This is a genomic window from Mesorhizobium sp. M1312, assembly GCF_040318115.1.
In the GTDB taxonomy this organism is placed as follows: Bacteria; Pseudomonadota; Alphaproteobacteria; order Rhizobiales; family Rhizobiaceae; genus Mesorhizobium.
Window position 1 is genome coordinate 1 of the sequence record NZ_JAMYLQ010000097.1, and the last position, 972, is coordinate 972.

The 972-nt window shown below is 59.0% G+C and carries 1 pseudogene; it reads right to left on the reverse strand.

The annotated features are described in order from the left end of the window. Nucleotides 1-914 (reverse strand): annotated as a pseudogene (locus tag NKH36_RS34670) (DNA polymerase/3'-5' exonuclease PolX); the annotation flags it as partial. Nucleotides 915-972 lie beyond the last annotated feature (58 nt).

The following is a 972-nucleotide window of genomic DNA, read 5'->3' on the forward strand; positions in this document are numbered from 1 at the left end:
TTTGCCGCTCGCTCAATCTCGTCCCTGCCTTCGCGCAATTCAGGCTCGATAAACTGCAAGTCTAGAGCTTGGTAGATTTCTTCTTCTGTCGCTGACGCGATCAGCTTTCTCCCGCGATGAAGCCCGTCGGCGTTTAGGGTGAATCCCTTGTCGGCCGCGAACGTCTTCAGTTGCTCAAGGTGGTCTGCCGAACCGGTTGCTTCGAGCAGGTTTGCGCCAAAGTGCTTCCTGTCCGTGACAACAAGCCTGAGGGTCGTATCCTCGATTCCAGTCGACTTTCTGCCCTGCGCTACCAGGGCGAAGTCGGAAACGAGCTCGCAACCGCGCCGGAAGTCACCTGCAATTTCGACGCGCGAAAACTCTGGATGCTCTTGCTTCACCGATATGACCGCATGTTCGAGAAGAGCGGCGGCCTTGTGCAGGTGAAGTTGCGTTTCGCCGCTTCGCACGATGGCCAGGCTCTGCAGGAGTTTTGTCTGAAGCGCGGCGCCGAGACCTTTGACTGGGCGTATGCGGTCTTCTCTTGCTGCGGCCTCGAGCTCCGCCAGCGAGTTTACGCCGAGCAGCTGATGAAGCTTCAGTATCTTATCGGGACGAAGCCCGGGTATGGCAAACAGCTCCATCACGCCCGCTGGAACATCCTCGCGCAGCTTCTCAAGGCTTGGGTGCGTGCCGGTTTGGTAAAGCTTGGTCACGATGTCTGCGATCGCGTCACCGATCCCCGGGATCTTGGTGAGGGCGCCGGTGGCGATGATCCGATCAAGCGGCTGCGACAGCGCCGTCAGACTGTCTGCCGCGCGCAAGTATGCCTTTGTGCGATAGGGATTGTCGTCGCGCATAGACGCCCGTTGCGCGTATTCCCTCAAAAGACTGGCGACGGTCCTCGGATCGATTTTTGCCATGGCTTCAGCCAAACGAGGCCGATCTCCGCAGGTTCCAATCAGGCAAGGCCATGAGCGCCGCGTTGCCCTT